At 71.0% G+C, this 26,312-nt stretch carries 25 protein-coding genes; 19 read left to right on the top strand and 6 right to left on the bottom strand.

Features of this window, described 5'->3' with window-relative positions:
• The first annotated feature begins 141 nt into the window (after positions 1-141).
• The gene (locus tag CEG14_RS21905; RefSeq protein ID WP_256985899.1) at positions 142-1,713 is read left to right on the top strand and encodes an amino acid permease; all 1,572 of its coding nucleotides are present in this window, start codon (positions 142-144) and stop codon (positions 1,711-1,713) included.
• A gap of 3 nt (positions 1,714-1,716) precedes the next feature.
• Here CEG14_RS21905 and CEG14_RS21900 read toward each other — a convergent pair whose 3' ends face one another.
• Positions 1,717-2,343: a TetR/AcrR family transcriptional regulator gene (locus tag CEG14_RS21900; RefSeq protein WP_094828515.1), complete on the bottom strand. Its 627-nt coding sequence runs from the start codon at positions 2,341-2,343 to the stop codon at positions 1,717-1,719.
• Positions 2,344-2,482: 139 nt separating this feature from the next.
• Here CEG14_RS21900 and CEG14_RS21895 point away from each other — a divergent pair, with 139 nt between their 5' ends.
• The 15 genes from CEG14_RS21895 to CEG14_RS21825 all read left to right on the top strand — a co-directional run bounded on the left by CEG14_RS21895 (position 2,483) and on the right by CEG14_RS21825 (position 14,940).
• Positions 2,483-3,091, top strand: a complete 609-nt coding sequence (locus tag CEG14_RS21895) for an NAD(P)H-dependent oxidoreductase (RefSeq protein ID WP_094828514.1) — start codon at positions 2,483-2,485, stop codon at positions 3,089-3,091.
• Positions 3,092-3,230: 139 nt separating this feature from the next.
• A complete protein-coding gene (locus tag CEG14_RS21890; protein ID WP_094828513.1) occupies positions 3,231-3,794 on the top strand; it encodes a DUF3455 domain-containing protein in 564 nt (187 codons plus the stop codon).
• A gap of 113 nt (positions 3,795-3,907) precedes the next feature.
• Positions 3,908-4,471 carry a sigma-70 family RNA polymerase sigma factor gene (locus tag CEG14_RS21885; RefSeq protein WP_094828512.1) on the top strand — a complete coding sequence of 188 codons (564 nt, stop codon included), beginning with the start codon at positions 3,908-3,910 and terminating at the stop codon, positions 4,469-4,471.
• Positions 4,468-5,175, top strand: a complete 708-nt coding sequence (locus CEG14_RS21880) for an anti-sigma factor (RefSeq protein ID WP_094828511.1) — start codon at positions 4,468-4,470, stop codon at positions 5,173-5,175. Before CEG14_RS21885 ends, CEG14_RS21880 begins: the two co-directional genes overlap by 4 nt.
• A 91-nt stretch (positions 5,176-5,266) precedes the next feature.
• Positions 5,267-5,812, top strand: a complete 546-nt coding sequence (locus tag CEG14_RS21875) for an RNA polymerase sigma factor (protein WP_094828510.1) — start codon at positions 5,267-5,269, stop codon at positions 5,810-5,812.
• A complete protein-coding gene (locus tag CEG14_RS21870) occupies positions 5,809-6,486 on the top strand; it encodes an anti-sigma factor (protein WP_094828509.1) in 678 nt (225 codons plus the stop codon). Before CEG14_RS21875 ends, CEG14_RS21870 begins: the two co-directional genes overlap by 4 nt.
• Positions 6,487-6,627: 141 nt before the next feature.
• Entirely contained in the window at positions 6,628-7,545 is a 918-nt protein-coding gene (locus tag CEG14_RS21865) for an alpha/beta hydrolase (protein WP_094828508.1), read from the top strand.
• 59 nt (positions 7,546-7,604) lie between these two features.
• Complete coding sequence (locus CEG14_RS21860) at positions 7,605-8,609, top strand: acyl-CoA desaturase (protein ID WP_256985896.1); 1,005 nt, start codon at positions 7,605-7,607, stop codon at positions 8,607-8,609.
• A gap of 2 nt (positions 8,610-8,611) precedes the next feature.
• On the top strand, positions 8,612-9,913 hold the full coding sequence (locus CEG14_RS21855) for an NAD(P)/FAD-dependent oxidoreductase (RefSeq protein ID WP_094828507.1): 1,302 nt from the start codon (positions 8,612-8,614) through the stop codon (positions 9,911-9,913).
• The gene (locus CEG14_RS21850; RefSeq protein WP_094828506.1) at positions 9,910-10,695 is read left to right on the top strand and encodes a DUF1365 domain-containing protein; all 786 of its coding nucleotides are present in this window, start codon (positions 9,910-9,912) and stop codon (positions 10,693-10,695) included. The genes CEG14_RS21855 and CEG14_RS21850 overlap by 4 nt, the downstream gene beginning before the upstream one ends.
• Positions 10,692-11,996 (top strand): SAM-dependent methyltransferase, encoded by a 1,305-nt coding sequence (locus CEG14_RS21845; protein WP_094828505.1) that lies wholly within the window; start codon positions 10,692-10,694, stop codon positions 11,994-11,996. Before CEG14_RS21850 ends, CEG14_RS21845 begins: the two co-directional genes overlap by 4 nt.
• Complete coding sequence (locus tag CEG14_RS21840; RefSeq protein WP_094828504.1) at positions 11,996-12,523, top strand: DUF2878 domain-containing protein; 528 nt, start codon at positions 11,996-11,998, stop codon at positions 12,521-12,523. The genes CEG14_RS21845 and CEG14_RS21840 overlap by 1 nt, the downstream gene beginning before the upstream one ends.
• Positions 12,520-13,299 (top strand): DUF1295 domain-containing protein, encoded by a 780-nt coding sequence (locus CEG14_RS21835; RefSeq protein ID WP_094828503.1) that lies wholly within the window; start codon positions 12,520-12,522, stop codon positions 13,297-13,299. Before CEG14_RS21840 ends, CEG14_RS21835 begins: the two co-directional genes overlap by 4 nt.
• 14 nt (positions 13,300-13,313) lie before the next feature.
• Complete coding sequence (locus CEG14_RS21830) at positions 13,314-14,399, top strand: SAM-dependent methyltransferase (protein WP_094828502.1); 1,086 nt, start codon at positions 13,314-13,316, stop codon at positions 14,397-14,399.
• A 10-nt stretch (positions 14,400-14,409) separates the two neighbouring features.
• The gene (locus CEG14_RS21825; protein WP_094828501.1) at positions 14,410-14,940 is read left to right on the top strand and encodes a lipocalin family protein; all 531 of its coding nucleotides are present in this window, start codon (positions 14,410-14,412) and stop codon (positions 14,938-14,940) included.
• Between the two features lie 47 nt (positions 14,941-14,987).
• On the opposite strand, the gene CEG14_RS21820 is transcribed toward CEG14_RS21825, so the two are convergent.
• The 3 genes from CEG14_RS21820 to CEG14_RS21810 all read right to left on the bottom strand — a co-directional run bounded on the left by CEG14_RS21820 (position 14,988) and on the right by CEG14_RS21810 (position 19,145).
• Entirely contained in the window at positions 14,988-17,420 is a 2,433-nt protein-coding gene (locus CEG14_RS21820) for a catalase (RefSeq protein ID WP_094828500.1), read from the bottom strand.
• Between the two features lie 16 nt (positions 17,421-17,436).
• Complete coding sequence (locus CEG14_RS21815) at positions 17,437-18,054, bottom strand: hypothetical protein (protein WP_094828499.1); 618 nt, start codon at positions 18,052-18,054, stop codon at positions 17,437-17,439.
• A 152-nt stretch (positions 18,055-18,206) separates the two neighbouring features.
• Complete coding sequence (locus tag CEG14_RS21810) at positions 18,207-19,145, bottom strand: LysR family transcriptional regulator (protein WP_094828498.1); 939 nt, start codon at positions 19,143-19,145, stop codon at positions 18,207-18,209.
• Positions 19,146-19,276: 131 nt separating this feature from the next.
• Here CEG14_RS21810 and CEG14_RS21805 point away from each other — a divergent pair, with 131 nt between their 5' ends.
• Both CEG14_RS21805 and CEG14_RS21800 read left to right on the top strand, forming a co-directional pair.
• Positions 19,277-20,722: a M20 family metallopeptidase gene (locus CEG14_RS21805; RefSeq protein ID WP_094828497.1), complete on the top strand. Its 1,446-nt coding sequence runs from the start codon at positions 19,277-19,279 to the stop codon at positions 20,720-20,722.
• 15 nt (positions 20,723-20,737) lie between these two features.
• Complete coding sequence (locus CEG14_RS21800) at positions 20,738-21,745, top strand: Bug family tripartite tricarboxylate transporter substrate binding protein (protein ID WP_094828496.1); 1,008 nt, start codon at positions 20,738-20,740, stop codon at positions 21,743-21,745.
• A gap of 75 nt (positions 21,746-21,820) precedes the next feature.
• Here the strand turns inward: CEG14_RS21800 and CEG14_RS21795 are convergent, their stop codons facing one another.
• The gene (locus tag CEG14_RS21795; RefSeq protein WP_094828495.1) at positions 21,821-23,440 is read right to left on the bottom strand and encodes a methyl-accepting chemotaxis protein; all 1,620 of its coding nucleotides are present in this window, start codon (positions 23,438-23,440) and stop codon (positions 21,821-21,823) included.
• 291 nt (positions 23,441-23,731) lie between these two features.
• Between CEG14_RS21795 and CEG14_RS21790 the strand changes: the two genes are divergently transcribed.
• A complete protein-coding gene (locus CEG14_RS21790; RefSeq protein WP_094828494.1) occupies positions 23,732-25,309 on the top strand; it encodes a hypothetical protein in 1,578 nt (525 codons plus the stop codon).
• 12 nt (positions 25,310-25,321) lie between these two features.
• On the opposite strand, the gene CEG14_RS21785 is transcribed toward CEG14_RS21790, so the two are convergent.
• Entirely contained in the window at positions 25,322-26,149 is an 828-nt protein-coding gene (locus tag CEG14_RS21785) for a hypothetical protein (protein ID WP_094828493.1), read from the bottom strand.
• Positions 26,150-26,312 lie beyond the last annotated feature (163 nt).

Below are 26,312 nucleotides of genomic sequence, written 5' to 3'. Positions count from 1 at the left end.
GGAGAGGGGGGCGGCCGGCCCGCCGGGGCGGGGTTTGCGCAATTTTTGCGCACAAAGCCCCGCGCACGGAAAATTCCGGAAAATCAGGTGCTTATCCCTTTGTTACGGTTGCGCGGGCGGGCCGGCGGCGCGGCCTGCGTTATGCTCGCGCCTCATTGCATCCGGGCCCCCCGGGCCGCCGGGCCCGCGGCCCCCTATAAAGTAAGGACAGACACCGTGGACACACCCGAACGCGAGGCGCCCCGCGCCGCCACGCCGGCGCTGCCCGCATCCGGCGGCCTGCGCCGCACCCTGTCGGCGCGCCACCTCTCCATGATCGCCGTCGGCGGTTCGATCGGCACCGGCCTGTTCGTGGCCTCGGGCGCCACCATCGCCCAGGCCGGGCCGGGCGGGGCGCTGCTGGCCTACGGCCTGATCGGGCTGATGGTCTATTTCCTCATGACCAGCCTGGGCGAACTGGCCGCGGCGATGCCGGTGTCGGGTTCGTTCTCAACCTATGGCGCGCGCTATGTGGAAGAGGGCTTCGGCTTCGCGCTGGGCTGGAACTATTGGTACAACTGGGCCGTCACGGTGGCGGTCGACCTGGTGGCCGCGCAGCTGGTGATGGCCTACTGGTTTCCGGACATCCCGGGCGTGTACTGGAGCGCGCTGTTCCTGCTGCTGACCTTCGGCCTGAATGCGCTGTCGGCGCGCGGCTTCGGCGAGGCCGAATTCTGGTTCGCGCTCATCAAGGTGATCGCGGTGCTGGCCTTCATCGCGATGGGCGTGCTGATGCTGCTGGGCATCATCCGCGGCGGCGAGACCGGCGGGCTGCACAACTGGACGGTGGGCGACGCGCCCTTCGCGGGCGGCTTCGCCGCGCTGATCGGCGTGGCCATGGTGGTGGGCTTTTCGTTCCAGGGCACCGAGCTGATCGGCATCGCGGCGGGCGAGTCGAAGGACCCGGCGCGCAATCTGCCGCGCGCGGTGCGCCAGGTGTTCTGGCGCATCCTGCTGTTCTACGTGTTCGCCATCCTGGTGATCGGCCTGCTCATCCCCTATACCGATCCGCAGCTGCTGCGCAACGAGGTCTCCGACATCAGCGTCAGCCCGTTCGCGCTGATCTTCGACCGCGCCGGCCTGCTGGCGGGCGCCTCCATCATGAACGCGGTGGTGCTGACCTCGGTGCTGTCGGCCGGCAACTCCGGCATGTATGCGGCCACGCGCATGCTGTATGCGCTGGCCTGCGACGGCAAGGCGCCCGCGGTGTTCAGCCGCGTCTCGCGCAGCGGCGTGCCGCTGTGGGCGCTGGTCGCCACGACGGCGGTCGCGGCGCTGTGCTTCTTCACGTTCCTGTTCAGCCCGAACGCCGTCTACATCTGGCTGCTCAACACCTCGGGCATGACCGGCTTCATCGCCTGGCTCGGGATCGCGATCAGCCACTACCGCTTCCGCCGCGGCTACGTCGCGCAGGGCGGGCGCCTCGACGACCTGCCGTACGTGTCGCCGTTCTTTCCGTTCGGGCCGATCTTCGCCTTCGTGCTGTGCCTGGTGATCACGCTGGGGCAGAACTACCAGGCCTTCCTGCAGGACCGCATCGACTGGGGCGGCGTGGTCGCCACCTATGTCGGCATTCCGCTGTTCCTGCTGATCTGGGCCGGCTACCGCATCACCCACCGCTCGCGCTTCGTGTCGCTTGCGCAGATGCCCTTGCCGGACCTGTCGCGCCGCTGAGGCTCAGGCGCCGCTGGCGGCATAGCTGCCGCCGCGCGCGCACACCAGCGCCAGCGTGGCGGCCAGCGCGTCGCGCGCCTGCGCGGCGGACAACTGGCCGGCGGCCGCCGCCTGCGACAGCGATTCGGCCGCGCCCAGGATCACCCACAGGCCGGCCGGATCGAGCGTGGCGCCGGGCGCGAACGGCGCCAGCGCCTGCCTGCACTTCTCCATGAAGCCTTCCACGTAGTCGCGCTTGATCGCGTCGAGCTCGGGCGAGCCGGCCAGCGCGGCCGTGACGCCCGGGATCTCCCGGCCCTGCTGCATCACGCAATCGACGTAGGCCGCGGCGATCACCGCCGCGCGCGCCGCCAGCGTGGCCGGGCTGCCGGCCAGCGCCGCGTCCATCGCCGCGTTCTGACGCGCGTCGTATTCCTCATAGAGCGCGGCCAGCAGGCCGGCGCGCGTGCCGAAATGATCGTAGACCACCGGCTTGGCGACCCCGGCCGCCTCGGCCAGGCGGCCGAGCGACAGCAGGTCGGTGCCTTCGGCGCGCACCAGCGACCAGGCCGTGTCCAGCAACTGGCGGCGGCGGTCGGCGCGGGTGAGGCGGCGGCGGGTGGCGGCGGGGGCGGACGAGGAGCTTGACATCGCTATATACCAAACGTAGGCTACCAATCGTATATACAAAAAGTAGGTATTGGCCAGTGTAGCGCGCTGCGCGTGCGCCGGCCAGCCTGTCTCCCTCTTTCCTTGCAGCGCCGCCCCGCGCGGCGCAGGAGCCGCCCGCATGAACACGCTCATCGTCACCGCCCACCCCGAATCCGGCTCGCTCACCCATGCCGTGGCCGAGGCCATCGCCGGCCCGCTGCGCGCGGCGGGCGGCCGCGTCGAGATCGCCGACCTGGCGGCCGAGGGCTTCGATCCGCGCTTCGGCCCGGCCGACCTGGCCGTGCACCGGCAGCAGGCCGCGCCGCCCGCCGATGTATTGGCCGAGCAGGCGCGGGTGGACCGCGCCGGGCGGCTGGTGCTGGTGTTCCCGGTGTACTGGTGGTCGATGCCCGCGCTGCTCAAGGGCTGGATCGATCGGGTGTTCTCCAACGGCTGGGCCTTCGATTTCCGCCCCGGCGCGCCGCTTGCCAAGAAGCTCGGCCGGTTGCGCGTGCAACTGGTCGGGCTGGGCGGCGCGGACGCCGCCACCTATGCCCGCCATCGCTATGACGACGCGATGCGGGTCCAGCTCGAGCACGGCATCTTCGATTACTGCGGCGTGCGCGCGGCGCACTCGACGCTGCTGCTGGATTCGGAGGGCGAGCCCGGCGCCGAGACGCTGGCGCGCGCGGCCGAACTGGGGCGGGCGCTGGCCGAGGGCGGGGCGGACGACGCCTCCCCGTCCTGAGTTGCGCGGGTGGGCGCGACGCCTCGCACCGCCCGGCGAAAAAAAATCTCCTCGCACTGCATCCATTCGGGCCGGTGGCGGGTAGTGCTCATGACGGCGCCGTTTTCGCCGGTCATTCCGCCCACTGAGGAGATCACTCATGAAGACCCGATTCATTCGCCATACCTTCGTTCTCGGCGGCCTGTGCGCCACCGCCGTGCTGGCCGGCTGCGGTTCCATGTCGCACAAGGGCAGCGCGTACTCGCAGGCCGGCCTGCCCGCCGAGGTGCAGGTGCCGGCCGGCAATCGCGTGGCCTGGGAAACCGTGGGCACGGGCGACATCACGTATGAATGCAAGGCGAAGAACGGCGCGCCGGGCCAGGCCGAGTGGGTGTTCGCCGGCCCGAAGGCGGACCTCAAGGATCGCCAGGGCAAGATCGTGGGCAAGTACTACGGCCCGCCCGCCACCTGGGAGGCCAACGACGGCTCGCGCCTGACCGCCACGCAGGTCGCGGTGGCGCCCGCCGGCGCCGGCAATCTGCCGTACCAACTGGTGAAGGCCAATCCGGTGATGGGATCGGGCGCGCTCACCGGCGTGACCTACATCCAGCGCGTGGCACTGAAGGGCGGCGTCGCGCCCGCGCCGTCGTGCGCGAGCAATATGGTGGGCCAGCGCACCACGGTGCCCTATCAGGCCGACTACATCTTCTGGAAGGCCAACTGAGCGTCGCGCACGCGCGAGGCTGCGCGCCGGCGGGTTCCCCGGTAAGATGCCGGGACACCGCCGGCGCCGCGCAGCAGGGCGTCGGGCATGATTGCCCCGATCCCGCTCGCCCCATGCCGACCTCCGTTTCCGCCTTCGATTACGAAGCCGCCCTGCGCGGCTGCGCCGACCGGCGCCGCGACGCGCTCGCCGCCCTCTATCACGAAGAGAGCGCGCGGCTCTTCGGCGTCGCGCGCCGCATCGTCGGCGACGCGGCGCGTGCCGAAGACGTGGTGCACGACGCCTTCGTGAAGATCTGGCAGGGTGCCGCCAGCTTCGATCCGCAACGCGGCTCCGCGCGCGGCTGGATCTACAGCGTGACGCGGCACCTGGCGCTCAACCTGGTGCGCGACCATGGACGCGAAATCGTTGCAGACGAAACCACCACCGAACGCTTCGACGCGGACGCCGCGCTGGCCGACTGGCAGACGCGCCGCCACGACGGCTGGGCCGACCACGACGGCCGCATCGGCCCCTGTCTCGAGGCCTTGCCGGCGGAGCGCCGGCAGTGCGTGCTGCATGCGTACGTCGAGGGCCTCTCGCATCCGGAGATCGCCCGCCGCCTCGGTGCGCCGCTCGGCACCGTCAAGGCCTGGATCACGCGCAGCCTGAAGGCGTTGCGGGAATGCCTGTCATGACGCCCACCGATACCGACGACGACCTCCACGCCCTCGCGGGCGAATATGTGCTGGGCACGCTGCCCGCGCAGGAGCGCCAGCACGTGCAGGCGCGCCTGCCCCACGATGCCGCCTTGCGCGATGCGGTCGCCTATTGGGAGGCGCGCCTCGCGCCGCTCAACGACCTGGTCGAGCCGCAGACCCCGCCCGCCTCGCTGTGGCGCCGCATCAGCGCCACGCTCGATGGCAAGCGCGCCGCCCCGTCCCGCGCCGCGCGCGGCGGCTGGTGGCACAGCCTCGTGTTCTGGCGCGGCCTCTCGAGCGCGGCGCTGGCCGCCGCGCTGGTGCTCGCCAGCGTGCTGGTGCTGCAGCCGCCGCCGGCGGCGCCGCAGTATGTGGTGGTGCTGGTCGGGCCGCAGTCGCAGGCGCCCGGCTGGGTGGTGCAGGCCAGTGGCGCCGACGCGGTGCAGCTGGTGCCGCTCGCGGCCATGCAGGTGCCGGCCGACCGCGCCCTGCAGTTCTGGACCAAGGCCGACGACTGGTCCGGGCCGGTGTCGCTCGGGCTGGTCAAGCCGGGCGAGGCGGTGCGGATTCCGCTGGCCGACCTGCCGCCGCTGGTGCCCAACCAGCTGTTCGAGCTCACCCTCGAACCCGCCACCGGATCGCCGACCGGCCGCCCGACCGGCCCGATCCAGTTCATCGGCCGCGCGGTGCGCATGATGTGATCGCGCGACGGTGGGCGCGGGCGTGGCGGGCTGGTATATTGGGGCCAGACTCGCATCGATTCTCCTTCGCGCCACCAGCCGGAACGCAGCCATGTCCGATCCCAAACACCTGGAGATCCTGCTCCAGGACTGCGCACGCGGACAACAGTCCGCCCTGGCGGAAATTTATCGCCTCTGCGCCCCGCATCTATTCGCGCTCGCCACTCGTATGTTGAGACGTAGCGACTGGGCCGAAGAGGTGATCCAGGACAGTTTCGTGAGCGTATGGCGCAACGCGGGGCAGTATTCCGCGCAGCAGAGCCAGCCCATGACCTGGATGACCCGCATCGTGCGCAATCGCTGCATCGACCTGCTGCGCCGGCCCGACCTCGAACGCCCCGATCCGGATGGCGCACTCGAGGCCGCCTGGGCCGACGACGCGCCGGGTCCGTTGGAACGCCTGCAGACGGGCGAGGACGGACAGCGGCTGGCCGATTGCATGAAGCAACTGGAGTCGCGGCAGCGCATGGCGATCGCACTGTCGTTTTTCGATGATTTGAGTCATGGCGATATCGCGCGCCGGCTCGGCACGCCGCTGGGCACGATCAAGAGCTGGGTGCGCCGCGGCATGGAGCGCCTCAAGAGGTGTTTGTCATGAACTACGCTGATCCGCAGTTGCGCGAGCGTCTCGCCGCCGAATACGTGTCGGGTGCGATGCGCGGGGGCGCGCGGCGCCGCTTCGAAGGCCTGATGGCGGCCGACGCCAATCTGCGCCGGCTGGTGCGGCACTGGGAAGGCGACCTCTATCCGCTGGTGTGGTCGCTGCCGCCGCAGACGCCGCCGCGGCGCGTGTGGCGCGCGATCCAGGCGCGCATCGCGGCCGCGGCGCCGTCGAACTGGGGCTGGAGCGGCCTGTATCTGTGGCGCCTGCTGAGCGGTGGACTCGCGGCGCTGCTGATCGCGGGCGTGGTGCTGTATCCGGGGCAGGTGGACCGCGCCGCGCAGCAGCAGCTGATGGCCGTGCTGCAGACCGCCAAGTCCGAAGCCATGCTGGTGGTGCGTGCCGACGAGACCGGCGCGGTGCATGTGCACACGCTCCAGAACCTGCTGCCCTACAGCGACGGCAAGGCGCTCGAACTCTGGGCCATCCCGCCCGGCCAGGCGCCCGTGTCGCTGGGTCTGGTGCAGCCGCAGGGCCTGACCGCGTTCACGCGCGACAAGGGCCTGGCCGGCGTGGGCCAGCTCGCGGTGAGCCTGGAGCCGCCGGGCGGCTCGCCCACCGGCAAGCCCACCGGGCCCGTCATCATGAGCGGCGACGTGCTGTCGATCTGAGGTCGACCGCTGCCCGCCGCCGCGCGCGGCGGGCAGCCCGTAGCGTCCGCGCATCCAGGAGCCGGTCCCGTCCGTAAGTCAGGATATCCACGCCTGATACGGGATCTGCCATGACTGCTGTACCGGAACGCGGGGCCACGCATGCGTGAGGCCCTGATCGCGTCGCTCTGCCTGCTGGGCCTGCCGCTGCTGCTGGCGGGCTGCTCCCCCTTCACCTTGCTCAACGGCGCCGACGGCGACGCGCGCCGCGTGGCCGAGGGCGTGCCGTACGGATCGTTGCCCGCGCAACGGCTCGACGTGTACGCCCCGCCCGGGGCCGCCGGCGCGCCGGTGGTGGTGTTCTTCTACGGCGGCAGCTGGCGCAACGGCAGCCGCGGCGACTATGCCTTCGTTGGCGCGGCCCTGGCCGGGCGCGGCATCGTCACGATGGTGGCCGACTACCGGCGCTACCCCGAGGCCGTCTATCCCGCCTTCGTCGCGGACAGCGCGCAGGCCGTGGCCTGGGCGCTCGCGCATGCGGGCGACTACGGCGGCGACCCGCGCCGCGTGTTCGTGGCGGGGCACAGCGCCGGGGCCTACAACGCCGCCATGGTGGCGCTGGACGCGCGCTGGCTGCGGGCCTGCGGGCGCGCTCCGAGCGAGCTGGCCGGCTGGGTCGGCATGGCCGGCCCCTACGACTTCCTGCCGCTCACCTCGCGCGCGCTGCAGCAGGTGTTTCCCTATCCCGACACCCCGGCCGACACGCAGCCGCTCGCGCACGTGTCGGCCGATGCGCCGCCCACGCTGCTGCTGGCCGGGCGCGCGGACACCACCGTCGATCCCCGCCGCAACACCGACGGCCTGGCCGCGGCGCTCGGGCGCGCCGGCGTGCCGGTGCGCGTGATCGACTACCCGCGGCTCGGCCACGGCATGCTGGTGGGCGCCCTGGCGCGGCCGCTGCGCTGGCGGGCGCCGGTGCTGGACGACCTCGCGGCCTACGTGCAGGCCGCGCCCGCGCCGTCCGGCGAGGCGGCCGGCGGCGCCGTCCTCCCCTGTTCGGATACGGGTTTTCCCCAATGAATCCGTCTGGCCCCGGGCCTCGTAGATAGGGCTGAGGCCAACGATCCAGGACTGTCATCATGTCTTCGCGTCACACCCTTCCGACCGACTCGCAGCGCGCCCGCCCGCCGGGCGCCTGGGCCGCGGTCGCGCGCTGGTTCGACAGCCAGGCCGGCGCCGAAGGACCGGCGGCCGGCATGGCGCCGGGCGATGTACCGGCCGCCGGCCTGTCCGACGCCGATCGCATCGACTGGGCGCGCGCCGTGCCCTTCGTGCTGCTGCACCTGGGCTGCTTCGCGGTGCTGTGGGTCGGGGTGTCGCCGGTGGCGGTGGCGGTGGCGCTCCTGATGTATGCGCTGCGCATGTTCGCGCTCACCGGCTTCTATCACCGCTACTTCTCGCATCGCACCTTCCGCACCTCGCGCGCCGCGCAGTTCGTCTTCGCGGTGCTGGGCGCGTCGTGCGCGCAGCGCGGGCCGCTGTGGTGGGCCGCGCATCATCGCCATCATCATCGCCACGCCGACACCGAGCGCGATCTGCACGCGCCGTCGCGCGTGGGCTTCTGGCGCAGCCACATGGGCTGGTTCCTGACCTCGCGCGCCTTCGCCACCGACCTCAAGCGCGTGCCCGACCTGCGCGGCTATGCCGAGCTGCGCTGGCTCGACCGCTACGACGTGGCGGTGCCCGCGGCGCTGGGCGCGCTGCTGTACGGCCTGGGCGCCCTGCTGGCGCGGGTCGCGCCGCAATTGAGCACCGACGGACCGCAGATGCTGGTCTGGGGCTTCTTCATCTCCACGGTCGTGCTGTTCCACGCGACCGTGACGATCAATTCGCTGGCGCACCGCTACGGCAAGCGGCGCTACGACACCCGCGACGACAGCCGCAACAACGCCTGGCTGGCGCTGCTGACGTTCGGCGAGGGCTGGCACAACAACCACCATTTCTACCCCGGTTCGGCGCGCCAGGGTTTCCGTGCGCACGAAATCGACATCACCTGGTACGGGCTGCGGCTGCTCGCCGCCTGCGGCCTGATCTGGGATCTCAAGCCGGTGCCCGCGTGGGTGCTGGCCAAGGCCAAGGACTGAACATGCGGATTGCCGTCATCGGTGCCGGCGTGGCCGGCCTGACCAGCGCCTACCTGCTGTCGCGGCGCCATGCCGTGACCCTGTTCGAGGCCAACGACTACCTCGGCGGGCACACGCATACGCACCAGATCGAGCGCCACGCGCGCTACTACGCGGTCGACAGCGGCTTCATCGTGCACAACCCGGAGCACTATCCGCTGTTCACGCGGCTGCTCGATGAGCTCGGCGTGGCGAGCCAGCCCACCACCATGAGCTTCTCGGTGCAGAACGCGGCCAGCGGCCTGGAGTACAACGCCACCAGCCTGGACGGCCTGTTCTGCCAGCGCCGCAACCTGCTGTCGCTGCGCTTCGCCGGCATGGTGCGCGATCTGCTGCGCTTCTATCGCGAGGCGCCCGCGCTGCTGCACGACACCGGGCCGGGCCCGACGCTGGGCGAGTACCTGGCGCAGAACGGCTACGGCGCGGCGTTCCGCGACGATCACCTGGTGCCGATGGCCTCGGCGCTGTGGTCCTCGCCGCCGGCCGGCATCCTGGCCTTCCCGGCGCGCTATCTGGTGCAGTTCATGGCCAATCACCAGATGCTGCAGGCCACCCAGCGGCCGCAATGGCGCGTGGTGCGGGGCGGCTCGTCGACCTACGTGCGCGCGATGCGGCGGCGCTGGCACGTGAGCGAGCGCCTCGCATGCCCGGTGCGGCAGGTGCTGCGCGACGGCGATGGGGTGCAGCTGCGCCTGGCCGATGGCACGGAACGTTTCGACCAGGTGGTGTTCGCCTGCCACAGCGACCAGGCGCTCGCCATGCTGGGCGATGCCAGCCCTGCCGAACGCGAGATCCTGGGCGCCATCCCCTATCAGCCCAACGACGTGGTGCTGCACACCGACGCCACGCTGCTGCCAGTCAACCGCAAGGCCTGGGCGGCCTGGAACGCCTACGTGCCGGCCGGCCCCGACCAGCCCTGCACCGTGAGCTACTGCATGAACCAGCTGCAGGGCATCGATGCGCCCGAGCCCTTCATCGTGACGCTCAATCGCAGCGAGGCCATCGACCCCGCGCGGGTGCTGCGCAGGATGCAGTATCACCATCCCGTCTACACCGCCGCGTCGGTGGCGGCGCAGGCGCGCCGTCACGAGATCTCGGGCCGGCGCCGCACCTGGTATGCCGGCGCCTACTGGGGCTGGGGCTTTCACGAGGACGGCGTGCGCAGCGCGGTGGACGTGGCGCGCGGCCTGAGCGCGGAGCCCTCGTGGACGCCCGGCGCGCGGCTGCGTTCGGCGTTCATGCAACCCGACGAGGTCGCGGCATGAGCCGCGTCGTGCACAGCGCCGTCTACGAAGGTCGCGTCACGCACAGCCGGCACGCGCCGACGCCGCACGCCTTCCGCTATCGCATGGCCCAGCTCTATCTCGACCTCGACGAGCTGGACCAGGCGTTCGACCGGCGCTGGCTGTGGTCGGTGAACCGCCGCAACCTCGCGCAGTGGCGCCGCGCCGACTATCTCGGCGATCCGGACGTGCCGCTGGCGCAGGCGGTGCGCGAACGCGTGCGCGAGGCCACCGGCAGCATGCCGGCCGGGCCGGTGCGCATGCTCACGCACCTGCGCTACGGCGGCTATGTGTTCAATCCGGTCACCTTCTACTACTGCCACGCCGCCGACGGCACGCTGTCGTCCATCGTGGCCGACATCACCAACACGCCGTGGCGCGAACGCCATGCCTATGTGTTGCCGCTGACGCGGGCGCAGCGCCACGGGCGGCTGTGGTGCTGGGAATTCGACAAGGACTTCCACGTGTCGCCGTTCATGGCCATGGACCGGCGCTATGACTGGCGCTTCACCGAGCCCGGCGAGGAGCTGCGCGTGCACATGAAGGTGCTGCGCGGGCTGGCCCCCGAGTTCGACGCGGACCTGGCCCTGTGGCGGCGGCCGCTCGACGGCGCCGCGCTGGCGCGCGTGCTGCTGCGTTATCCGCTGATGACCCTGCAGGTCATCGGCGCCATCCACTGGCAGGCGCTGCGGCTGTGGCTCAAGCGCACCCCCGTCCACGATCACCCCGGCCGCGCCGACCGCGGCCCGAAGGAGACCTCATGAATCCCACGCCGACTCCCGAGCGCGAGGCGCTCGACGACGCGCTGCGCCAGGCCCGTCCCGCGTCCTGGCTCGACCGCGTGCTGCGCGACCGTGTGCTGCGCCAGCTGGGTGCGCTGCAGGGCGGCGCGCTGGTGATCGACGACCCGCTCGGCCGGGTGGTGCTGGGCGTGGGGCAGGAGAGCGCGCCGCCGCTGCGGCTGCGCGTGCACGACCTGGCGTTCTACCGCGTGCTGGCCATGCAGGGCAGCGTGGGCGCGGGCGAGGCCTATGGCGATGGCCTGTGGCAGGCCGACGACCTGGTCGGCCTGGTGCGCCTGCTGGTGCGCAACCGCGACCTGCTCGACGCGATGGAGACCGGCACCGCGCGCGCCGGCGCCTGGGCGCTGCGCCTGTGGCACGCGCAGCGCCAGAACACGCGCGCCGGCAGCCGGCGCAACATCGCCGCGCACTATGACCTCGGCAATCCCTTCTTCGCGCTGTTCCTCTCCGACGACCTGATGTATTCGTCGGCGCTGTGGGACGGGCCGCATGACACGCTGGAGGCCGCCTCGCGCCGCAAGCTCGACGCCATCTGCCGCAAGCTCGCGCTCGGCCCCGGGCAGCGCGTGGTCGAGATCGGCTCTGGCTGGGGCGGCTTCGCGCTGCACGCGGCCCGCGAGTATGGCTGCCACGTCACCACCGCCACCATCTCGCGCGAGCAGCATGCGCTGGCCTGCGCGCGCGTCGCCGAGGCCGGCCTGCAGGGCCGTGTCGAGGTGCTGCTGCGCGACTACCGCGACCTCGAGGGCCAGTACGACAAGCTCGTGTCCATCGAGATGATCGAGGCCATCGGCGCGCAGTACCAGGAGACCTACTTCGCCAAGATCGAATCGCTGCTGGCGCCGCACGGCAGCGCGCTGATCCAGGCCATCACCATCGAAGACCATCGCTACGCCCAGGCGGTGCGCTCGGTGGACTTCATCAAGCGCCACATCTTCCCGGGCAGCTTCATTCCCTCGATCCACGGCATGCTGAGCGCCAAGACGCGCGTGAGCGACCTGGCGCTGGTGCACCTGGAGGACTTCGGCCTGTCGTATGCGCGCACGCTGGCGGCGTGGCGCCTGCGCTTCCTGGCCAACATCGGCGAGGTGCGCGCGCAAGGCTTCGACGCGCGCTTCACGCGGCTGTGGGAGTTCTATCTCGCCTACTGCGAGGGCGGCTTCGCCGAACGCGCCATCGGTGTGTCGCACCTGCTGCTCACGCGTCCGGGCGCGCGGCCCGGCACGGCGCGCTGGACCGCGCGCGACGGCGGAGCGGCGTGATGGCGTTCTGGGCCAACCTCGCCGGCTATCAGGCGGTGTGGTTCGCCGCCGTGATCGGCGCGGGCCGCGGCCTGGCCTGGCCCGGCGTGCTGGCGGCGCTGGTGTTTGCCGCCGCGCACCTGGCCTGGACGCGGCAGCGCCGCGCCGACCTCGTGCTCATGGCGGCCGCGGCCGCATGCGGTCTGCTGATCGATGGCGGCCTGGCGCTGGCGGGGCTGATGCAGCATGCGGCCGCCGCGCCCGCGGTGCCGCCGGGCGGCGCGCCGCTCTGGATCCTGGCGCTGTGGTGCGCGTTCGCGCTCACGCTCAACCATTCCCTGGTCTGGCTGCGCGGCCGGCCCTGGCTCGCCGCGGCGTTCGGCGCCGTGGGCGCGCCGCTGGCCTACCTGGGCGCGGCGCGCGGCTGGCGCGCGGTGGCGATCGAGACGCCGCTCGCTTGGCTCGGGCTGGCCGCCGGGTGGGCGCTGGCGCTGGGCCTGCTCGCCACCGTGGCGCGCCGGCTGCAACCGATGGAGCAGACACGATGAATGCCCCCCTGCAATTGCTCGCGCTGGCGGTGCTCATGACCGGCGCCATGTCGCTGGCCTGGGGCTGGCAGCGCCGCCACGACAACGCCGGCATCGTGGACGCCGTGTGGGCCGCCGGCGTGGGCGGCGCGGCGCTGCTGATCGGCGCGAGCGGCACCGGCGCGCCCGCCACGCGGGCCTGGCTCGCGTTGCTCGGCGGCCTCTGGGCCGCGCGGCTCGCCTGGCACATCTGGCGCCGCGTGCGCGCCGAGCCCGAGGACGGCCGCTATCGCGCGCTGCGGGCGCACTGGCAGGGCGACCAGGGCAAGTTCTACCTGTTCTTTCTGTTCCAGGCCGGCCTGGTGGTGCTGTTCGCGCTGCCGTTCACCGCGGTCGCCGCCAATCCGCACGCGCCCGGCGCGCTGCAACTGGCGCTGGCGCTCGCGATCTGGCTGGCCGCGGTGGGCGGCGAGGGTCTCGCCGACCGCCAGCTGGCGGCCTGGCGCGCCGATCCCGCGAACCGCGGACGCACCTGCCGTGCCGGGCTGTGGCGCTACTCGCGCCATCCCAATTACTTCTTCGAGTGGTGCCACTGGTTCGCCTACGTGGCGCTGGCCTGGGGCTCGCCGCTGTTCTGGCTGAGCCTGAGCGGGCCCGTGCTGATGTATGTGTTCCTGCGCTGGATCAGCGGCATTCCCTTCACCGAAAAGCAGGCGCTGCGCACGCGCGGCGAGGATTACCGCGCCTACCAGCGCGACACCCCGATGTTCTTTCCCTGGTTTCCCCGGAAACCCTAGACGCAGGAGCCACCATGAGCACGACCTTGACGCAAGGCGCCGAACTGGCGCAGGACCAGCCCGCGCCCGGCCTGCTGGGCCTGGCCGAACGCGGCTGGCTGCCGGACGCGCTGGTGCGCGCCGGCATCCGCCGGTTGTGCGCGCAACGGCTGGCCGACGAGGCGGCCGCCGACCCGGCCGCCCAGGCGCGCCGCCAGCAGCTGCTGACCGAGGAACTGCGCCGCAGCCCGCTCGCCATCCACACCGATGCGGCCAACGCGCAGCACTACGAGCTGCCGCCCGAGTTCTTCCGCCTCTGCCTGGGCGGGCGCCTGAAGTATTCGAGCTGCTACTACCCCGGCCCGGACACCACGCTGGACGCGGCCGAGCGCGCCATGCTGGCGCTCTACGGCGAGCGGGCGGAGCTCGCCAACGGGCAGGACGTGCTGGAGCTGGGCTGCGGCTGGGGCTCGCTCACGCTCTGGATGGCCGAGCAGTATCCCGATTCGCGCATCACCGCGGTGTCGAACTCGGCGCCGCAGCGGCGCCACATCGAGGCCGAATGCGTCGCGCGCGGCCTGGACAACGTGCGGGTCATCACCTGCGACGTCAACACGCTGACGCTGCCGGCGGCCTCGTACGACCGCTGCGTGTCGGTCGAGATGTTCGAGCACATGCGCAACTACGAGACGCTGCTGGCGGCGATCGGCAGCTGGCTGCGTCCGCGTGGCAAGCTGTTCGTGCACATCTTCGCGCACCGCACGCTGATGTACCCGTTCGAGACCGAGGGCGAGGACAACTGGCTGGGCCGTCACTTCTTCACGGGCGGCATCATGCCTTCGGCCGACACGCTGCTGTGGTTCCAGAACGATCTGCGGCTGGAGTCGCGCTGGCTGGTCGACGGCACGCACTACGCGCGCACCGCCAACCACTGGCTCGCCAACCAGGATGCCAACCGGGCCGAGGTGATGCGCGTGCTGGAGGGCGCCTACGGCGCCGCGCTCGCGCCGCTGTGGTTCCAGCGCTGGCGCATGTTCTGGATGGCCTGCGCCGAGCTGTTCGGCTACGACGGCGGGCGCCAGTGGCTGGTGGCCCATTACCGCTACACGCGGCCCGACTGAAGGAGTTGCCATGAATCGACGACGCTGGCGCGGCTGGCTGGCCCTGGTGCTGCCGGGGCTGCTCGCCGCCTGTTCCTCACCGCCGCCGCTGCCGCCGGTGGCCCACGTGGACCTGCCGCGCTTCATGGGCGACTGGTACGTGATCGCGCACATCCCGAGCTGGCCCGAACGCCACGCCTACAACGCCGTGGAGACCTACACGCTGCGCGCCGACGGCAAGATCCAGACCGACTTTCAGTATCGCGATGGCAGCTTCGACGCGAAGGTCGACACCATGCATCCGGTCGGCACGGTCGAGCCCGGCACCGGCAATGCGCTGTGGGGCATGCAATTCATCTGGCCGATCCAGGCCGAGTACGTGATCGCCTGGCTCGACCCGGACTATCAGCAGACCATCGTGGGCCGCAGCAAGCGCGACTATGTGTGGATCATGGCGCGCACGCCGACCCTGCCCGAGGGCACCTATGCCGAGCTGGTGGAGCGGGTGCGGCAGATGGGATATGACGTGAGCGAGCTGCGCAAGGTGCCGCAGCGCTGGTAGGAAAGGGATGGCAGCGCGGCGCCACGGGCGCCGCGCTGCGCTTGCCTTTACACCGCGGGCGGATCGGTCTCGCGCGCCGGGTGGCGATGCGCGGCGATGGCGTCGATGAAGCCCTTGGCCGCCTTCTTGGTCCAGCCGGTGGCGATCAGCAGGCCGGTGTCCTCGCGATCCACGGGCAGGCCGGCGGTCTCGAACAGGGCCGCGCCGGCGCCCACGGCGAACAGCGTCTTGCCGTGGCGGTAGGCATCGCGCACGAACTCCAGCGCGCGGCCGTCCTGCTGCAGCGTGTCGACGGCCTGTTCGCCGCCGGGCACGGCCACGGCATCGAACACCACGCTGGGCTGGTTGTCGAGCGAGCCGTCGGCGTCGAGCATGCCGCCCTCGGCGTCCGGCAGCGTGCCGATGCGCGGGCCGATCAGGCGCACCACGGCGCCGGCGTCGATCAGGGCCTGCGCCAGCTCGCGCGTCACCGCGCCGTCCACGCCGGGCGCGGCCAGCAGCGCGATCTTGCGCGTGGCGATGCCCGGTTCACCCTGGCGGAAGGTGAGCGACAGCGCCGGCGACAGGCTGACCTCGGGCGCGGGCGGATCGGCGATCGCGCGCGGCATCGGCTCCGGCAGTTCCATGCCCAGGCCGTCGGCCACGGTCTGCGCCAGTTCGTCGGACACGTTGCGCAGCGACGCCACCATGCGTTCGCGGATGGCGGGCACGGTGACCTTGCTCAGTTCGAACGTGAAGGCCGCCGCGATGTGGCGCTGCTCCCAGTCGGTCTGGCTCTCGTAGAACAGCGTGGCCTGGGCGTAGTGCTCGCCGAACTTCTCCGGCTTGCCGCGCAGCTCGTCGGCCTGCACCGGCTCGGGGAACGACACGAAGCCCGCGCTGCCGGCCTGGAACGGACAGCCGCCCGCCAGCGAATTGGGCTCGTAGGCGACCTTGCCGCGGTTGATGGTCTGGCGGTGCATGCCGTCGCGCTGGTTGTTGTGCACCGGCGCCAGCGGCGCGTTGATCGGCAGCTCGTGGAAGTTCGGACCGCCCAGGCGCGAGATCTGCGTGTCCACGTAGGAGTGGATGCGGCCGGCCAGCAGCGGATCGTTGGTGAAGTCCAGACCGCGCACGATGTGCGCCGCGCAGAACGCCACCTGTTCGGTCTCGGCGAAGAAGTTGTCGGGGTTGCGGTCCAGCACCAAGCGGCCGATGGGGCGGATCGGCACCAGTTCCTCGGGCACGATCTTGGTGGGGTCGAGCACGTCGAAGCTGAAGGCGTCGGCCTGCTCGTCGGTGAACACCTGCACGCCCAGCTCCCATTGCGGCGGGTTGCCGGAGTCGATCGCTTCCCACAGGTCGCGGCGGTGGAAGTCGGGGTCGGCGCCCGAGACCTTCACGGCCTCGTCCCACACCTGCGAGTGCGTGCCCAGGATCGGATTCCAGTGGAACTTGACCAGGTGCGACACGCCTTGCTCGTTGACGAAGCGGAAGGTGTGCACGCCGAAGCCCTGCATCATGCGGTAGCTGCGCGGAATCGCGCGGTCCGACATGGCCCACATCATCATGTGGGTGGACTCGGGGCTGAGCGAGATGAAGTCCCAGAAGGTGTCGTGGGCCGAGGCGGCCTGCGGCATGCCGTGATGCGGCTCGGGCTTGACCGCGTGCACCAGGTCGGGAAACTTCATCGCATCCTGGATGAAGAACACCGGCATGTTGTTGCCCACCAGGTCCCAGTTGCCTTCGTCGGTGTAGAACTTCACCGCGAAGCCGCGCACGTCGCGCGCCGTGTCCTTGGAGCCGCGCTCGCCGGCCACGGTGGAGAAGCGCACGAACACCGGCGTGCGCTTGCCGGCCTCGGCAAACAGCGAGGCGGCCGTGAGGTCGGTGAGCGGCTCGTAGCATTCGAAGAAGCCGTGCGCGGCCGAGCCGCGCGCGTGCACGATGCGCTCGGGAATCCGCTCATGGTCGAAGTGCGTGATCTTCTCGCGCAGCACGAAGTCCTTGAGCAGCGCCGGGCCGCGCAGACCCGCCTTGAGCGAGTTCTGGTTGTCGGAGACGGGCACGCCCTGGTTGGTCGTCAGGCGTTGGCCGGTGGCGTCGGCCCGCACCCGTTCGAGACGGCCGTCGGCCGCGTTGATGCCGGTCAGCGCCGGCCCGTTGGTCTTGTCGTTGACTTCGCTTTCCGACAGCGAGCTCGCGCCCACGCTGGGATCGGGCGGCGTCACGGTCGCGCCCGAGTAGGGACAGCGGGCGGCCTCGCCGTACTCCGCGCCCTTGTCGGCGTTGTAGGGGCGCGCGGCGGCGGTGGCCTGGGTGGCCGCCGCACGCTTGAGCGCGGGATGGGCGGCGCCCTCGGCGGGGCCGGTGGCCGGGCCGCTGTCGCTGTTCAGGTAGGCGCTGTCGAGCGCGAGCTGGGTCTGCGGCGCCTGGCGCTTGGCCGGCGTGGCCGGTTTCGCGGACTTGGCGGCGGGGGCCGCGGGTTTCTTGCTGGGCATGTGGAAAACTCCGGTGTCAGTGGTGGCGCAGCATGCTGTCGCGCGCCTGCTCGGCACGCGAGGCGCCGATGGCGGTCTCGACCTTCTTCACTTCTTCGGGCGGCGGCAGCACCGCGGGCAGTCCGAGCGATTCGATCCACAGCTCGCGCGACCAGCCCTGCGTGTGATACAGGTGATGGTCTTCGTCGGTGGCGACCGCCTCATGCGCCTGCTTGAGGATCTGGGCCTGCTTGCCGCTGGTCTTCTCCGCGATCAGGCCGATCAGCGCCCAGTTGGCGTGATCCTTGGTCTCTGCCAGCACCACGCACTCGGTGGCCACCAGCTGCGCGGCTTCTTCGTTGCCGGCGGCCTGCGCCATGCGCATGGCGCGCACCAGCGATTCGCCCAGGTGGCGCACCACCTTGCGGCCGTCGGTCTCGACCTCGGGATCGAGGCCGAGCTGCTCGAACACGGTGAGCAGCACGCGCCGGTGGGTGCGCGTCTCCTCCAGGTATTCCTTCCATTCCTTCTTCAGGTCCTCGTTGAGCGCACAGCTCACCGCGGTCTCATAGATCTGCAGGCCGCCGATCTCGGTCTCCAGGGCCTGGTAAAGCAATTCCTTGGTCTGTTTCGCGTCGGGGGCGTGACGGCTCATGGCGGGCTCCTCGCTTCCGGGGTGACAGGGCGCGGCCGGAAGGCCGGCCGTGGGAGCGCCGTTTCAGCAACTGCCGTTCCTGTGCCGCGTGCCGAGGCCGCGCCCGAGGGAGCGGGCGGGAAAGCGGAAAAACTTGCCGCTTCGGACTTTCGTCAGGAAACGAGCGCGCGGGGGCGCGCGGCGCGCGCCGGCTCCGGGGTGGCGTGGCGCAGGCGTTCCTCCAGGAATTGCAGGAACACGCGCGCGAGCGGGGGCAGGGCGCTGCCGGCCAGCGTGAGCACCTGCACGCTGCGCTGCTGCATCTCGGTGTTGCTGAAGGGCAGCGCGACCAGGCCGGCGGCGTCGAGCTTGTCGGCCAGGGTCAGGTAACCGGACAGCGCCACGATGTCGCTGCCGGGCAGCAGCGGCAGGAACGCCGCCGAATAGTTGGACACGTAGGCCGGCTCCAGGTGCAGGCCGGCATTGGCACAGGCCACGTCGAACAGCTGGCGCACGGTGGTGTCGCGGTCGCCGAGGGCGAGCGGCAGCTTGCGCAGGTCGCGCACGCTGATGCTGCGCCGCGCGGCGAGGGCGTGGTGCTGCCACATCACGGCGTAGACCGGCGCGCGGCTCACCAGCTCGGTGCGCAGCCGTTCGTCGGTGGCGAGGGTGTAGCGCAACGCCATCTGCGCCTGGCCGTCGAGCACGCGCTGGTTGACGGCCTCGGGGCGGTCGACGTGCAGGTGAAAGCGGGTCTGCGGATGCAGATGTTTGAAGTCGGCCATGCACTGCGGCATGAAGCGGTGCGCAAAGCCTTCGGTGCAGGCGATGCGCAGCGTCACGTCGCCCAGGCGGCTGCGCTCGCGCAGCTCGTCTGCCACGCGCTCGGCCTCGTGCGCCGCGGCGTTGGCGTAGGCCGCGAGCTGGCGGCCCGCGTCGCTCAGGCTCATGCCGCGCGCCTGGCGCTCGAACAGCGCCACGCCGAGCTGGTCTTCGAGCTTGGCGATCTGGCGGCTGATGGCCGAGGCCGCCACGTGCTGGGTCTGCGCCGCCGCGGCGACCGAGCCCTTGCGCGCCACTTCGAGGAAATACCGCAATGCGAGGGAGATCATGGCTGGTCCGGGCAGGGTGGAGGGCGGCGCTGGGAATTGCGAAAAAGGCAACGATTACCTGCGAATTAACTAATTGTGGCATGTGTAGCGCCGTAATAATGTTCTGTCTTTCCCTAGTGAGACCGCCCGCCGTGACCCGAGATCGCGCGATCGCGCAGACCGTTGCCCAATTCGACAATGGCGCCTTCCTGGCCACGCTGGCACGCCGCGTCGCGCATGCCACCGAGAGCGAGGAGGCCGGCCAGGCCGCCGCCCAGCATGCCTATCTCGACCAGGAAATGACGCCGCTGTTCGCGCGCATGGGCTTCGTCACGCAGGTGTTCGCCAACCCGGCCGGCGTCGACCTGCCGATCCTGGTGGCGCGCCGCATCGAGGATCCGGCGCTGCCCACCGTGCTGATGTACGGCCATGGCGACGTGGTGCGCGGCAACGCGGCGCGCTGGGCCGAGGGCCGCGATCCCTGGATCCTGCGGGTCGAGGGCGAGCGCTGGTATGGCCGCGGCACCGCCGACAACAAGGGGCAGCATTCGATCAATCTCTGTGCGCTGGAGCAGGTGCTGGCCGCGCGTGGCGGCAGGCTGGGCTTCAACGTGACCTGGCTGATCGAGACCGGCGAAGAGGCCGGCTCGCCCGGCCTGGCGGCGTTCTGCGAGGCGCAGCGCGAGCTGCTGCGCGCCGACCTGTTCCTGGCGAGCGACGGCCCGCGTCTGGCCGCGGCCCGGCCCACGCTCTTCATGGGCTCGCGCGGCGCGGTCAATTTCGAGCTGCACCTGAGCCTGCGCGAGCGCGGCTACCATTCGGGCAACTGGGGCGGGCTGCTGTCGAACCCGGCGATCGTGCTGTCGCACGCCATCGCCAGCATGGTCGATGCGCGTGGCCGCATCCTCGTGCCGGGGCTGCGGCCCCCCGCCATCCCGGCGCCCGTCGCCGCGGCGCTGGCCGACCTGAGCGTGGGCGGCGACGTGGACGATCCCGCCATCGATCCCGAATGGGGCGAGCCCGGCCTGTCGCCGAGCGAACAGGTGTTCGGCTGGAACAGCCTGGACGTGCTGACCTTCGGTGCGGGCGATCCGGCCAAGCCGGTCAATGCGATTCCGCCGCAGGCCACGGCCTGGTGCCAGCTGCGTTTCGTGGTGGGCACCGACTGGCGCCGGCTCGAGCAACACGTGCGCGCGCATCTGGCGCAGGCCGGCTTCGGCGCGATCCGCGTCACGCTCGGCGCCCAGGCGGGCGCCACGCGCCTGTCGCCCGACAATCCCTGGGTGCAGTGGGCCGCCGCCTCGGTGCGCGCCACCACCGGCCAGGCGCCCGCGCTGCTGCCCAACCTGGGCGGCTCGCTGCCCAACGACATCTTCGCCGACCTGCTGGGCCTGCCCACGATCTGGGTGCCGCATTCCTACCCGGCGTGCGCCCAGCATGCGCCCAACGAGCACCTGCTCGCGCCGGTGGTGCGCGAGGGCCTGGCCATCATGGCCGGTTTGCTCTGGGACCTGGCCGAGCAGGGCCCGGCGCTGTGCGCCGCCCAGCGCCAGGGCACCCGCGCCACAGAACCGTCTTCCGCTGTTCCCGCCCTTTGATAGACAGGATCGACCATGCTCCGCCGTTTCCCGGGAAGTAAACATCAGCGCGCCCTCGCGGCGCTGTGGGCCGCGTGCAGCGCGGTGGCGTGCCTGGGCGCGGCGCCCGCGCAGGCGGCGTGGCCCGAGCAGCCGGTGCGCATCGTCGTGCCGTTCACGCCGGGCGGCGCCACCGACGCGGTGGCGCGCATGCTGGCCAGCAAGCTGGCGCCGAAGCTGGGCCAGTCGGTCATCGTGGAGAACCGTCCCGGCGCCTCGACCGTGATCGGCGCCGAGGCCGCGGCGCGCGCGCAGCCCAACGGCTACACGCTGATGCTGTCGGGCTCGACCACCTATTCGGTGCTGCCCGCGCTCAAGCCGGGCCTGCCGTTCGACCCGATCAAATCCTATGAACACGTGGCCATCGTCGCGCTGGCGCCGGTGGTGCTGCTGGCCAAGAACGACCTGCCGGTGAAGACCGCGGCCGACGCGGCAAGGCTGGCGCGCGAGCGCAGCGGCAGCGGCGGCCTGATGTATGGCACCTTCGGCCCGGGCTCCGCGCCGCACCTGACCGGCGAGATGTTCGCGATGGCGGCCGGCGCGCGCATGACGCCGGTGCCCTACAAGGGCAGCGCCCAGCTCGTCACCGCCATGATCGGCGGCGAGGTCGATCTCGGCGTGGACACGGTGTCGTCGGCGGCGGCGCAGGCGCGCGCCGGCAAGGTGCGCGCGCTGGCCGTGACCGGCAATCAGCGCATGGCGCAGCTGCCCGACGTGCCGACCTTCAACGAGGCGGGCCTGCCCAACGTGTCGTTCGTGGGCTGGTACGGCCTGGTGGCCCCGGCCGGCACGCCGGCCGACGTGATGGCGAAGCTGGGCGCCGCCGTCGAGCAGGTGATGGCCGACCCGGAGGTGCGCAAGACGGTCAGCGATCTGGCGCTCGAGCCCGTGTTCATGCCGGGCCCGCAGTTCAGCAGGCAGATCGCGAGCGAGGTGGCCGAGTTCCGTGCCATCGGCGAACGCGCGGGCATCTCGATGGAGTGAGGCGCCGCGCTGCCTGCCCCATGAAAAATGCCGATCCTCGCGGATCGGCATTTTCTTTGCGCGACAGGGACGCGATCAGGCGGGCAGCGCCAGTGGCGTGGGCACCGGCCGGAGCTGTTCTTCCGCGTGGCCGAGCTGCGTCGGCAGGCGGAACAGGCTCACCGAACCCTGCAGGCGTTGCGCCTGCGATTCGAGCGAGGCGGCCGCGGCGGCGGCCTGCTCGACCAGCGCGGCGTTCTGCTGCGTGACCTGGTCGATCTGCGTGACGGCGGTGTTGACCTGGCCGATTCCGGTGACCTGTTCGCCCGACGCGGCCGAGATCTCGTGCACCAGCAGGGCCAGGTTGTCGATGGTGGCCAGGATGTCGTTCATGGTGCGGCCGGCCGCTTCGACCTGCGCCGAGCCCGCCTGCACCGTGGCGCCCGACGCCGCGATCAGCTGCTTGATCTCCTTGGCGGCCGCGGCGCTGCGCTGGGCCAGCGCCCGCACCTCGCCCGCCACCACCGCGAAGCCCTTGCCCTGCTCGCCGGCGCGCGCGGCCTCGACCGCGGCGTTCAGCGCCAGGATGTTGGTCTGGAAGGCGATGCCCTCGATCACGCCCACGATGTCCTCGATGCGGCCCGCGTCGCTGGCGATCTCGCGCATGGTCTGCACCGCCTGGCCCACCGCCGCGCCGCCCGCGCGCGCCACTTCCGCGGCCTGCGAGGCGCGTTCCTGCGCCTGGCGGGCGTTCTCGGCGTTGTTGGACACGGTCGACAGCAGTTCCTCCATGCTGGCCGCGGTCTCCTCGAGCGACGCCGCCTGTTCCTCGGTGCGGCTGGAGAGGTCCTGGTTGCCGGCGGCGATCTCGCTGGTGCCGGTGTTGATCTGGACCACGCCGTCGCGCACCGCCTGGACCGTGCGCACCAGGCTGGACTGCATCTCCTGCAGGTAGGGAATGATCTGGCCGACGCAGTTCTTGCCGAAGTCGGCGCAGCGCGTGGTCAGGTCGCCCGCCGCGATCAGGCGGAAGTGCGCGCGCACCGACTCGAGCGGTCGCTTGACGTAGATCACCACGTAGCGGTCGCCCAGGAAGATCAGGAGCAGGCTGATGCCCAGCACGATGCCGGTGCCGACATAGGCCTGCTCGCGATCGTGGGCGGCGGCACTGGAGAGGTCGTGGGCGCGCTGCTCGGCATAGGCCTCGTAGTCCTGCATGTGCTTGGCGAAGGTGCGGCTCGCGTCGATCACGATGGCGGCCTGGGCGCGCGCCGCGTCCACGCCCTTGTCGCGCAGGGTCTGGCGCTGCGCGGCGATGCCCTCGTTGACCAGCTTGTCGAAGTCGGTGCGCAGCGGCCCGGTGACCGCCGTCGGGGTTTCGCCCGCGTCGATCTCGAAGAAGCGGTCGAGATGCCGGCGCGCCTCGGTCAGCGCCGCGTCCACGCCGGTGCCTTCCTCGTTGGCCTGGCGCGTATTGCCGTCTTCCATGTGGGCGAACTGCCGGTTCAGGCGCAGCCGCGCACGCATGATCTGGTCGTTCACGCGCGCCATGAGGGAGACTTCCTGGAGCAGCTTGTCTTTCGCGGCAAGCGCGCGTCCGGCCGTGCTCAGGCCGGCAACACTGATATAGGAGAGGAGGGAGATGAGCACACAGATGAGCAGCAACGTGCACAGAATCATGCGCCGTACGGTGATGTCTTTCAGAAACTGGTTCATGCGCGTCTTGCCTGGGTTGAGGAACGATTCATAAGTAACAACGGCGTCTCGAATGCCGGGATTTAGCGCCTGTTTCACTTATTTCCTGGCGTGTCATCAAACTGAAAATAAACGTCATTTACGGCAATAAATGGGGTAGTTGACGGTAAATCGGCCCCTACTGCGGGCAAAATGCGTCGAGGTCGGTCGGGGTTAAGTAACAGATCGGGCTGCCGTTAAACAGTCATGTCGAAGTGGGCCGGTACGGATACGCGTGCCGGCGGACCCGTATTTCCTTTTGAGCCACGACCCATGACCCAGATTTCCGCCACCAGTGCGCCCAACCCGGCCTGGCAGGCCGCCAGCGCCAGCGCCGCCGCGCCGGTGCCCGTCTCCAACAGCGTGCAGCCGGCCGCCGTGCAGACCGACTACGCCGTGAGCGGCGCTGCCGTCAGCCTGGGGCTGGGCGCTACCGCGTCCGGCGTGTACCAATCGCCCAGTGCGCTGCCGTCGCTGTCGTCGGCGAACTGGGAGCACGACGCGAACGACGCCATTTCCACCCAGATGGCGGGCAACTATGTCTCGACCACGCTGGCCGGACGTTTCGAGGCGCTCGGCGCCGCCGTCCTGGAACGCTTCCGCGACGATGGCGCGAACTACTCGCAGTCGATCCTGCAGGCGCGGCCCGGCTCGGTGTCGGGGGCGGCACTGCACCAGCGCCAGCACACCCAGGCCGACAACCAGATCACGCTCGCGATCACGACCGCCGGCGGCGCCCGCGTGGAGGTGTCGCTGGGCAGCGACGCCAATGGCCTGGCGGTGTCCCTGAACGTGACCGAAGGCGAGGTCTCCGACGAGGAGCGCGCCGCCATCGCGAACCTGGCAGGCGCCTTCCAGGACGCCGTGGACGGCCTGGCCAGCGAGCCGCCGCGCCTGGCGCTGGGCAAGCTCGGCAGCTTCGACACGACGCTGTTGAGCGCGGTGGACCTGAAGGCGACGGTGAGCCTGGGCAACCAGCACAGCCAGACCGTGTCGTTCCATGCCGATGCCAAGAGCCGCTCGGTGTCGTCCACGGGCCCGGCGGGCACGGTCAGCGTGGACCTGGACCTGTCCAAGCCCACCACCCTGGGCAGCGCCACGCAGCGCGCGGCCGCCGTCGACAGCTACCTGCGCCAGTTCGATGCGGCGCGCACGCGCGGCGAGGGCGACGCGTTCACGATGTCGCTGTTCAAGGACGCCTTCTCCTCGCTGCACGCCGACTACGGCGACGTGGCGGTGCAGCGGCCGGGCCAGGCCGGCGCCAGCGCGCTCAACCGGGCCGACCGCAGCATGCTCAGCGGCCTGGCCGACTTCAATGCCTCGGTGCGGCAGAACTCGGTGTCGCTCAACCCGCGCAAGCCCGAAGAGCTCGACACCTTCACCTACACGGTCTCGCAGCGCACCAACCTGTATGGCAGCGACGCCTTGAACCGCGGCATCACGCAGCAGATCGACAGCCGCCTGTCGGCCAGTTATCACCGCTCGCTCTCGCCGGAGATCAGCCTGATGCTGACCTCGGATCGCGAATCGCAGAACTATTACTACTACCAGGTCGACGACACGAGCAGCAGCCGCACCGACATCGCCTACGAGAACGGCGCGCTGACGCAGGCCCAGCTGACCCAGAGCAGCAACCAGTCGACCCACATGCAGAAGTTCGTGATGGGCGCGATGGTGCAGGAATACACCCTGCCCACCAGCACCTCGCGCACGCACGACCTGACCGCGCTGGTGCGCGAGGCCACGCGTGAGGATGACGGCGCGGGCATGAACCCGCGCGACCAGGTCGAGGCGATCCGCACCCGCCGCTACGAGCAGCTGGCGGCCTCGGTCGCGCGTCTGCGCGGCTGAGCGCGGCGGGCCTCAGCCCTCGCAGCGGCTGACCAGCTCGGCGCGTCCGGCCTCGGCCTGCTCGGCGGCCGTGGTGCCGGTCTTGCGGTCGCGCGCGGCGAACTCGATGCGCACGCGCTGGCTGCCGCCGGCGCTGTCGCGGATGTCGCTCAGGCCTTCGTACAGGCGCAGGCGCCGCTCGTTCCAGTCGTACAGCAGCTGGATCGACGGCGCGGCGAAGCCATACCAGGCATCCAGCTTCAGCCGCAGGCGCAGCATGCGGCTGCCCTCGAACTCGCGGTCGCCGGTATCCACCTCCAGCTCGTAGTCGCGCAGCCGCGAGGGCACCAGGAAGGCGATGACCGGGTCGTGGCGCTGCGTGAGCTGGTGCCAGTGTTCGCGCACGTAGGCGTCGAAGCCGGCATCGATGATCTGGTTGGGCCGCGGCGTGAGCGCCGCGGTGCGCATCGGCTCCGACGGATTGCGCTGGGAATAGACCTCGCGCGACTGGCCATTGCCGCGCACGCCCTGGCGCATGCCGCTGCGCCGGTCTTCCATCTCGTAGTCGGGCGCGGGGTCGTCCACCGCGCCGCGCACCCACTTGCGCGCGAAGGGGGCGCCGTTGGGGCACTGATACAGCACCAGCCGCGTCATGCGCGCGTTCTCCACCACCACCCAATGGGCCTCGCGATACAGCAGCTGCCCGTCTTCTTGGGCGTAGGCCGTGCCGGTGAAGTGTTCGGAGACGGGGCCGGGCGCATTGGGCACGGCATGCGCGCCCGCGCTGCACAGCAGCGCGGCCAGGCAGGCGCCCAGCCAGGGCAGGGGCGCGCGCGGGACGGGGCGATCGACGGACATCATGGCAGCTCTCCGGGCAGGGGCCTGCATGGCGGTGTGCGCGCGGGGGCGCGGCGCACCGCGAACGGGGGTCTGGCGGGTCGGGGTGCGCACGAGGCGGAACGCCGACCCTCATGACGTCATACGTGCGGGAGGGGGCCGCGGATGCGCACCACGCATCGAACAT

Origin of the sequence: Bordetella genomosp. 1, assembly GCF_002261335.1 — a bacterium.
GTDB lineage: Bacteria > Pseudomonadota > Gammaproteobacteria > Burkholderiales > Burkholderiaceae_B > Bordetella.
Note: the sequence above shows the minus strand (reverse complement) of the source record. Positions and strands in the feature narration are given on the sequence as shown.